Here is a 10,071-nt window from a genome sequence, read left to right as displayed (position 1 = left end):
TCGAAGGACTTGTTAGTTATTACCTTTAAAGCGTTTCGACTTTAGTTTATGCTGAGCATAGTCGAAGTACTCAACGTGACATATTAGATAAATTAAAATACTGAAAAACAATTAATTATAAAATAACGTCAATGGTAGTGATTTTGAGGCACGAAAAATTGTGTCGAGAACAAGAATTTCATCAAAATGCACAACGGATTATAAATACTCAATTAAATTATAAATATCATGAAACGTCGTCTTTTTTTAAAATTATCTGGAACAGGTGCCATGGCTATGTCGTTTACACCAGCTTGGGAATCTATAGATAATACCCCTTCCATGTATAGTTTTCCACAAATGATTGGAGAGGTAACTCAATCTTCGGCCATTTTACAAACGCGCCTTACCAGTCAAAATAAGATGCCTAAAAATGGTTTTGATTCACCAGAAGCTCTTTTAAGTTATGATATTAAGGGTACTTTAGGCACTGCCAAATTTGAAATCGCAGACAACCCGAAATTCACAAAATCGAAGGTTTCTCCATGGCTTCAAGCAATACCAGATCGAGATTTTATCATTAAATTTAAAATTGATGGGCTTAGTGCAGACACCGATTATTTTGTACGGATACATTACGGTGCAACCATATCAAAAACTCAAACGGGCCCCATAAGCAAATTTAGCACCTTGCAGACACCCGACTCGGAAAAACCGGTTTCCTTTGTGGTGACTTCTTGTTTGAATTTAGGCAAATTCTTTCTTGGAGGTGGTGCGCTTCGGGCAGGAAGTAAAAGTAAAGCCGCCGAGGGACAGGATCGAAAACTGGGATACCCTGCTTTGGCAGTTATGACAAAACTAAAACCTGCTTTTTGGGTTCAAACAGGTGATACGGTTTATTATGATTATCCTAATAAAGGCATTGCAAAAACTCAACCCGAATTACGCGCCAAATGGCATCGCCAGATGGCCATGCCTCGCATGCAACGGTTTTTAGAGCAAGTACCTGTATATTTTATGAAGGACGATCACGAATATCGGTACAATGATAGCGATAACGAAGAAAATGGTAAAGCGCCTTCACCTAGTCTGGCAAGAGCTACTTTTTTAGAACAAGCCCCAATAGCCGTGCCTGAAGATGAGAACCCAGTTTCATACCGCACCAGACAGGTGAACAAACACCTACAAATATGGATGCCTGAGGGTCGAGATTATAGAGATTCGAACACGATGCCCGATGGGCCACACAAATCTATTTGGGGTAAGGAACAGCTAAAATGGATTAAGCAGTCGTTACTTGCTAGTGAGGCGACCTTTAAAGTTTTTATTGTAGCATCTCCCCTTGTTGGACCCGATGATGCCTCTAAGCATGACAACCATGTTAGTTATGGTGGTTTTCAACAAGAACGTGATTCTTTTTTCTACTGGCTGAAGAAACATAATCTAGAAGATAATTTTTATATCATAACGGGGGATCGTCATTGGCAGTATCATTCCATTCATCCATCTGGTTTTGAGGAATTTGGAACGGGTTCTATAAACGGACAGAATTCAAGACCAGGCAGAAAACCTGGAGATCCAAAATCAACAGATCCTTTAGGTTTTATTAAACAACCTTATATACAGGAAAAGCCAACAGGAGGCTTTATAATGGTAAAGGTTGTACCCCCCGAAAATGGAAAAACAGCACAGCTTATTTTCGAGACAATAGATGAAGACGGAAACAGACTTAACGTCGCTGTGAAAAATGCAAAGTAGGATGCCTATAGGCATGTGCTTTCTTTGGAATTTTTCAATAAAAAAAATCCAAATAGATACTGCTACCTATTTAGATTCTATTATTTTATATTTCCAATTACTTGATGTTTTATATCCTTTTAGGATATTTGGAAATTTCATCCCAGCATAACCAAATGCTGTAGAAGGAATGATAAATAAAAATGCTGATGCATCTCCCGAAAAAGCATATAAAGTGATGCTTGTTATAGATAGGGCAGCACTACAATAATAAAGTAAAACACTGCTGCATATGGATATTATCAAAGGGTTTCTCTTTATTTTTTCAATTTCACTTAATTTGATTTCTTTATTCCCCAGAAGAATTGTTTGATCATCAATTATTTTAATCCTGCCAGAAACTTTTATGCCATCAAAGGTTTTTATTTTTATTCTTTTATTCTCTTTAATTGTTATTTGTTTCGCTCTTTGTTCATTAAAAACTTTGATACTTTTTTCTTGGGCAGCTATATTATTCAAGAAAAATAAACTCAAGAGCATAAAATATATTATTTTTTTTAGTCGCATTTGTACGGATTATTATTGCTATGAGCTGCTGTTGGAATAAACAATTTTTATTGAGAATGATCTTTTATTGAGAAATTCTGAAACTATGTTGATGGTATATCTATTTTTTCGATTAAAAATTTCAATTTAATCACTGTCTTTACTTAGACAAGTCTAGTATGACATGTAGAAATGACAACTCTGTTCTATTAGCAACTTTTGATTTTCATGGTCATTAATCCCACGATGGCGAATAATCGTCATCTTTGAATAATTCGCCAAGCCCTTTGAATTGTTTAAGCCGTAGTACTTCGTCTGCATCCATACCCAATGCTTCCATGATATTTGCAGAAGTCAACCCTTCGTCGGTTAATATTTTTACGACCTCGCTTATTTCTTCAATCTGATGCTTCCCTCGAGCCCTATTGTGCCGAATAGTAGCTATTATCCGTTCACTATTGGGTATGTTTAATATAACCACAGGTACTTTACGATTCAATCTGTCCCGCAACTCATCATTTCTTTTGATAAGGCTCCAACGGTGGTAACCATCTATCAAAAAATAGCCTTGTTCTTTTTTAGTTGAAACTACCAAGGGCAAAGTTATTCCATGGTCAAGCATAGAACGGAGCAATAACCGTTTTTCTGGGGCGGCCATTTTATTGGGATTATATGAATTTGGTAAAATACTATTTATGGGTATCCATACCACTTTCGAAATGGGTTCTCTATAACTATTGAACATGTCTAACACCTCGTTTATAAGCTCCTCCTTCTTTTCTTTACGAATGGCACGGGTTTTTTGAAGAATGTTTAAAATATCTTGTTCTATACTCTTATTCTTTTTCATTAAGCTGTTTTTTTTGTATACAAGGTTTCATAGGTTTTTTTAGTTGGGCTAAAACCTAAACTACGGCACCACCAATCGTTTTTAATGATACACTTACATATTCTTCTCCAAGATGGAATCTTTCCTTTATTTTCTAATTTTAAGTTCCCTTCATCTGGAATAAGCTCTAAAGAAAAACCATTGTTTTCCCACCATCTGAGAAAAGTTTTGATTTTTGATACATAATGATTTCTAGTTATTTTGGGCATTGATTCCAACAAAAGGTAGGTGTATTTTTTCCATGTTAAACCCTTTGGTAAGACCACCTTAATTCGGCCAAGGACAGCAGTCTTGCTGTAAACAGCTCCAAAATTAACGCCATGAACTCGCGCCACAATTTTGCTCCATGTTTCTGGCTCAATCTGATGATAATACTCCAAACTTTGTCGTTGGTCATCTCCATAGGGTTGGCAAATACGCATTTTATGAATGGATATTCCACATAAATAAAAATAATCGTAGAGCTTATTGTATTTTAATTTTTCCTTACCTACATAACGCCAAATATCTTCGGTTCGCCAATCATAGATAGGATAAGAGAATATCAGATTTTTTGAACCCTTGCTCGCCCAATTTTTTCCGTTCCAGCCATTGGTCGTTACCGAAAAAAATCTGTTTAAACTTTCATCAGACCGAATTCCTAATAAACAAGTGCATAGTTTTCCGTCTGAAAACCAATTGCCCCATTGAAATACAAAATCCTCAAATTCCATCCCAAAGCGGAAAAAAGGATAATAATCAACGTCTGATATTACCTGCGGATGTTGTGGCATAGGGCGAATCCATGCTTCCGATTGTCCTGGATCCCAGCAGCGCCAATGGGGTTGATAAACACTAACCGAATTCCTAAGGTTTAAGGGCAGACATACCCAATGCAAATTTATTTTCTCAGGGTTGTTAATAGCAATCTCTTCAATATGCTTTATTGTGGTATTATATTGCCCCTCCAAATCAACAAACAATACATCGAGCGGTAGCCGGTTCTCAGATTCGGCCACTTCCAAAGCCAAATGCAACATAACTGTACTATCCTTTCCGCCACTAAAAGCCAAATACAACTTTGGAAACGTATTAAAAATATCCAGTATACGGTTTTTGGCAGCGACATAGACATTTTCGTCCAAATAGTTTTTAGGCATTTTTAAAATTTATTAATTGTTTAAAAAGTTTTTAAGTTTTCTCTAAATGTTTATCTTAAAACCATCATATCTTCACTATTATATATTCAGTTTACATTATGATGGTTTTTATACCACACTGCCCTACTTAGCAAAAGGGTTGTGTGTAAATACACTTATTAATTTTGTTAACATTCAACACTCACCATGACATAGATACTACTATCGCACCATTTTCCTGTAAAAGCGGATTGTTAGTAATGAGTCCTTTTTTATATCCGTTAGAATCACCATAAAACTGGTTTTTTTGGTCTTCTCTGTAATCTGTCCATAATCTGGCACCTATGAGAATTTGAGGTTTGGAATAAAATTTTGACAACCTAATATCAAAACCTAAAACCCCACCAACAGCTGGAAAAGGACTTGTTTCTCTCCAAATTAAACCCAATCGAAACCCGTTATAATACCTAACCACATCGTTATTAAACAAATTAAAGTTAATACCTAGAGTCCCAATTAGATCTGTATAAGACACAATAAAACCGTTATAAGTTGAAGCCCCTATGGAAGCATACCCCCAATGCATAATTTTTTGAATTTCACCTCCTATTTGGAAACCATTATCAGTAATAGTAGGATCTATATACACACTTATTTGTGTGTAGTCTTTAGTTATAAATTGTGCATTAACATTAACTATTGAGCTAACTAATAATAGTCCTAATAGTATTTTTCTCATAATTCTTTAATTTATTTCTTTTAATCTTGTGTCTTATATTAAGTCTAATCGTTTTATTCCATCTTCATATTATTATTTAGTTACGTATTATGGGATATTAAGTTTATTAAGATTAATGCTATAGTTATGGCTAATATTACTGTGTATAAGGTTACCGTCATTATGAAAATATAGTCAACACTTTTCCTGCTTTTCATATTTTATTTCTTTGGTAGTTATTATCTATAGTTTCTGTTTTTTTATTTCTTAAATCCAGACTCTATTACCGCACAGTAAACCATTATTACCAATACGACACCTACTAATATTCGTAGTATTTCTATAATCATTTTTTGGAAATTTTAGTTAAGAAGGTTTTAATGCTTCTTTTTCACAATTTTAACAACCAATATTTCCAATGTCCTTGAATTAATTAGGATATGTTGTGATGTACTATACTTTTATTAAAAACCTCACGAATTTTTGGATCACCTCTTAGAATACTGTTACTGTAAAGAATAAAGCTTTGATTTTACGAATGAATAATAAATGCGATTATAAATAACACTGTAAACATGAATAGCATGACTACAAGAGCACATAATGCATAAAGCTTTTCTTTTTGGTATTTCATTATAAAGTTTTTTATGCTTTTTTCATGGTTATTGGTTATCCTCACATTAACATTAACTCTTTAGCCAAACATAAACCTCCTATAATAAGGATAGTTATGACTATAATATTTCTAATTGTTTTCATATTAAATAAAAGATTAATCTTATTCTTTTTTGTTTGCATTATGTTTTATTTTAGTTTCTAAAATCATACTTACTTATCTATTTATTTTTTTTAGCTTCCTCTTTTTTTAGATAATTCCAATGAATTGAATTTTTCAGGTTAAACAGTGGCACCGCATTTAAAATATCATGCCTATATTTATTTGCTATTACAGGCCGAATATTCAACCCATTAATATAAGCCCTGTTGCCCACTACTTTATTAACCTTATCTATATTGATAATAACAGACCTGTTTATCCTTAAAAAATTATCTGGTAAAATCTCCAACATGGATTGCAGTGTATCTCTTATCAAGTGTTTTTCGTCGCATAAATAAATGGTGACATAATTACGATCTACTTCTAAACATAACACCTCGTTTAAATTGAATTTGATTAATGAATAGCCCTCCTTTAAAAAAAAAGTCTCCTCGTTATACCTCAATCCATTTTTTCTTTCAGCAGTCAGACTTATAATACTATCTTTCGATTCTTCCAAAACATTATTATTTTTGCCATCATCCATGAGGTTATCAAAATCTACAAAGGGTCTAAAAAATATCCGGTATAAATCAATATCCAATTTGCCTTTTTGGGTTTCTATACTTTGGGAAATATTACTGTAAAAGGTTATCTTAAATTTATATTTATGAAATAAATGGTAGCACACCATATCATCTCTAAACATATCAAAAAAGAGATAATCAATTAGTATAAAATCATACCCTTTATTCTTTTCAGACAACCACAAATCTTCCCATTTAAAAAAGACTTCACGATTGTGCACCCCGCTTTTTTTTAAATCGCTTAATAACGAAATACAGTCTGACTTTTTTTTTGTTAAAATTGCTACTCTATCTTTCATTAAAGTTTTTTTTAAATACTTACTTCATCATTTTTAATAGCTATTTAACACGTTACTTTAACGATGTTTTGTTTTATTTCAAAGCAAATAGACGTGCCGTTAGTTGTGGTTTTCGTTTGGTTTTAACCGAAATTACCTTACCCAACTAAATAAATCCCTCTTTTTTATATCACGACACGCCATTTTAAGTGAATTGCTATTAATTAATTTGTTTGTAAAACTATCTCCATGATTTATTATAAAACATAGATAATAATCCATTTTTCATGGATAATTTATTCTCTATTTTATTTTTTAGAGTATTGACATTTAACTTTATTAAGCGTACTCCATCTATAATTTTCTCACCATTATAGATTTATTTAATGGTGTTAAATGCCAATAACTACTAATCTCAACCAAATAGAAAATCTTAAAACTTAATTATGCTGCAGTAATTATTATATATTACTTATTTTATTAGAGAGTTGTACTACTTCTTATTCATTACTGTAATATATGGGTGGTATATAGGCTGCTCATTAAAGTCCCCAAACCTTAATACACTATGATGATTTATCTTACTTATTCAACCTACTAAAATTTATAAATAAGATAAGGCAACCTATATTCTCTCAATTACCACCCAAATCTTTCTTTAAATATGAGGACTTATCCATATACTAGGACTGTCTTTATATTTATAAACACGCACGTAATTTATAGCTGGTGTTTTTTGACTATTATTATCATTATTTTTTTCATAGGCTCCTATGAGTGTTATCGTATCATTACCAGAAAAGCTTATATTATTAAACCTTGATAAATCATACCCCATAGTTTTGCCCCCTATATCTGTGCCTTTCTGTATCCAGGTATTAGTCTTATTTTTATAAGCACGCACATAAGCATATCTTACGCCTTTATCATTGTTCATATATCCTCCTATAGCAACGGTAGAACCATCATTAGACAAACTGATATTCCATCCTAAAAAATTACCTTTTGATTCTCCAACAATATCATCACCTATTTGTACCCAGTCTCCTAAAACATTCTTATATACACTTGCATAGCCTAGCGTGCTACCTCCTTGATGTGCTCCTATAGCCACTGTAGTTCCATCGTTAGACAAACTCACACTTGTCCCGAAATAATCTTTTACTGCTTTACCTTTTATATTTTCACCTATCTGTGTCCAAGCCCCTGAGATATTTTTGTAAACACGTACATGTCCTGAATTTTTACCATTACCGCTATTAAGAATAGCACCTATAGCCACTGTAGTACCATCATCGGATAAACTCACACTATAACCCGACCAATCTCCCGCCGCTTCACCGTCTATATCTGCTCCTACTTGTTTCCAAATTCCGGAATTGTTTTTGTAAATACGTACATGCCCCGAATCTGAACCATTACTACCATGGTTATATTTAGCCCCTATGGCTACAATAGCACCATCATTAGATAAGCTAACGCTGTAACCTGACCAATCTCCTTCTGCTTCACCATTAATATCTGCTCCTATTTGGCTCCAAACTCCAGAGTTATTTTTGTAAACACATACATGACCTGATTTTGAGCCGTTGTCTCGAACATTATAAGTTCCTATAGCCAAGGTTGTACCGTCATCAGATAAACTCACACTATAACTTGACAAATCAACCATGACCTCATCTGTATTAGCATTTATTTTAGCTTGACCATAACTAGTTAAACTTAACACCCCAAAAAGGAGTGGTTGTATCTTTCTCAATTGTATCAATTCTATTTTGCGTTAATTTTTAAGCGAAAATCCATTCTATTTAGCAACTCTTCTAAAAAAAGTGCTGAATTATGTTAAATTGGGGACTAAAAAACGGTTTCATGGGACTTAACAAAAATGTTTTAACATATGTATTTAACTCATTTTTGTTCATCATAAAATTTATTCTATATTTATTAGTGTGAAATTGAAGATTTTGCTGTTTTTTAATTTAACCATAGCAGTGCCATGATGAAGTCTAGAAGGCACTTGATTTATTATGCTTTCAATTCCCGTAACAACCTTCTAATGCATAATTCGTGTTAACCATAACAACACTATCTTAACAATAAAGAATTTCTTGAAACAAACTATCCTCAAAGCAGAGCCTCGACAAACTCAGCACAAGTTTCACTCGTTTCTTTTCGGCAAGTTTAATGCATCACATTTTGATCTTAGAGTCTAAAGCTGCAAATTCTGTTATTTAGATTCTGGTTTTTCACTTCGGCAAATTCTGTGTAATATCTGGTAATAACAAGTTGTTTATTTCTAAACGCTGTGCTTGTTATACCTACACCTATTCTTCTTTATGGAAAATTATCCATGCGTAAGTTATAGATATCCATTCCAAGATCTTCCTGTTAGTAGCAAATTTGCATTGTAACAAAAACACTTAAAAACATGAAAACAAGAATACCTTTAAAAATAACAATCCTAGCATTTATTCTAGGATTTTCAATTAATCACTTTCTAAACCAAAAAACAGTAATATTATGAAACGTACAAAAAAAGAAACCATTGGATTATTGGTAACCATGAAAGCCAAATCTGGTAAAGAGCAAGATGTTAAAAATCTTCTACTTAGTGGATTAACGGTAGTAAATAACGAACCGCAAACAATATCATGGTTCGCCTTTCAGATAGACGAAAGTACTTTTGGTATCTATGACACGTTTGAAGTTGAAGCAGGTAGACAAGCCCATTTAACTGGAGAAGTTGCAAAAGCATTATTAGCTAATGCTGATGATTTACTAGAAAACTTTAATGCAAACGTGAATATTCAACTAGTTAATGTAATCGCTTCTAATCATAAAACGGGGTCACAAAACAAGGGCTTATTGGTTATTATGGAAGCTAAAGCAGGTAAATCTACAGATGTAGAAAATTTTCTTCAGGTAGGTAAGCAATTAGTAGAACATGAGCCAGAGACATTATCTTGGTATGCCATTAAGTTAGATGACACAAGGTATGCCATCTTTGATACTTTTACTAATGATACCGGAAGAGATGCTCATTTAACAGGAAAAGTAGCTGCGGCTCTTATGGAAAATGCACCTAATATTTTAAAAGGTTTTAAAGCTACTGCTATTCAAAAAATAGATATTCTGGCTTCTAAATAATAGCATTAACTATAGCTAAAAAGAGGGTTCTAAAAAGTGTCATTCAGAATGCAATGAAGAATCTTTTTAAATTTTAACCTTTTGGTTTTTATATAAATTAAGATTCTTCGCTTTGCTCTGGATGATAAAGTTAATTACTTTTAGACCCCCTCTTTTTAACTATAATTTAAAATTTTTTCTGATTATCCGTTTTGTGTCATAACAATGTTTTTTGGCGTCATGCTGAACTCGTTTCAGCATCCCATAACAGCTATAAACATTGATGATTTATGATGAGAACCTGAAACAAGTTCAGGTTGACAGTGGGCTTTATGA

8 protein-coding genes are annotated in these 10,071 nt (G+C 33.1%); 2 read left to right on the top strand and 6 right to left on the bottom strand.

Translation table 11 applies throughout. The features are described 5' to 3' along the window. Positions 1-228: 228 nt before the first annotated feature. The gene (locus Q4Q35_RS12585; RefSeq protein ID WP_303278336.1) at positions 229-1,737 is read left to right on the top strand and encodes an alkaline phosphatase D family protein; all 1,509 of its coding nucleotides are present in this window, start codon (positions 229-231) and stop codon (positions 1,735-1,737) included. 66 nt (positions 1,738-1,803) lie between these two features. Here Q4Q35_RS12585 and Q4Q35_RS12580 read toward each other — a convergent pair whose 3' ends face one another. From Q4Q35_RS12580 to Q4Q35_RS12555, 6 genes are all read right to left on the bottom strand, one after another. After that, the gene (locus Q4Q35_RS12580) at positions 1,804-2,283 is read right to left on the bottom strand and encodes a hypothetical protein (protein WP_303278335.1); all 480 of its coding nucleotides are present in this window, start codon (positions 2,281-2,283) and stop codon (positions 1,804-1,806) included. 214 nt (positions 2,284-2,497) lie between these two features. Beyond that, entirely contained in the window at positions 2,498-3,112 is a 615-nt protein-coding gene (locus Q4Q35_RS12575; RefSeq protein ID WP_303278334.1) for a ParB N-terminal domain-containing protein, read from the bottom strand. Further along, entirely contained in the window at positions 3,112-4,290 is a 1,179-nt protein-coding gene (locus Q4Q35_RS12570; protein ID WP_303278333.1) for a DUF3440 domain-containing protein, read from the bottom strand. Before Q4Q35_RS12570 ends, Q4Q35_RS12575 begins: the two co-directional genes overlap by 1 nt. A 181-nt stretch (positions 4,291-4,471) precedes the next feature. After that, positions 4,472-5,008, bottom strand: a complete 537-nt coding sequence (locus tag Q4Q35_RS12565; RefSeq protein WP_303278332.1) for a hypothetical protein — start codon at positions 5,006-5,008, stop codon at positions 4,472-4,474. 815 nt (positions 5,009-5,823) lie between these two features. After that, positions 5,824-6,630 (bottom strand): LytR/AlgR family response regulator transcription factor, encoded by an 807-nt coding sequence (locus Q4Q35_RS12560; protein WP_303278331.1) that lies wholly within the window; start codon positions 6,628-6,630, stop codon positions 5,824-5,826. A gap of 637 nt (positions 6,631-7,267) precedes the next feature. Then, positions 7,268-8,368, bottom strand: a complete 1,101-nt coding sequence (locus Q4Q35_RS12555) for a WD40 repeat domain-containing protein (protein WP_303278330.1) — start codon at positions 8,366-8,368, stop codon at positions 7,268-7,270. Positions 8,369-9,129: 761 nt separating this feature from the next. Between Q4Q35_RS12555 and Q4Q35_RS12550 the strand changes: the two genes are divergently transcribed. Further along, a complete protein-coding gene (locus Q4Q35_RS12550; protein ID WP_303278329.1) occupies positions 9,130-9,756 on the top strand; it encodes a putative quinol monooxygenase in 627 nt (208 codons plus the stop codon). Positions 9,757-10,071: the final 315 nt, after the last annotated feature.

It is taken from the genome of Flavivirga aquimarina (assembly GCF_030540835.1).
Lineage (GTDB): Bacteria > Bacteroidota > Bacteroidia > Flavobacteriales > Flavobacteriaceae > Flavivirga > Flavivirga aquimarina.
This window is presented reverse-complemented; position numbering and strand designations above follow the sequence as displayed.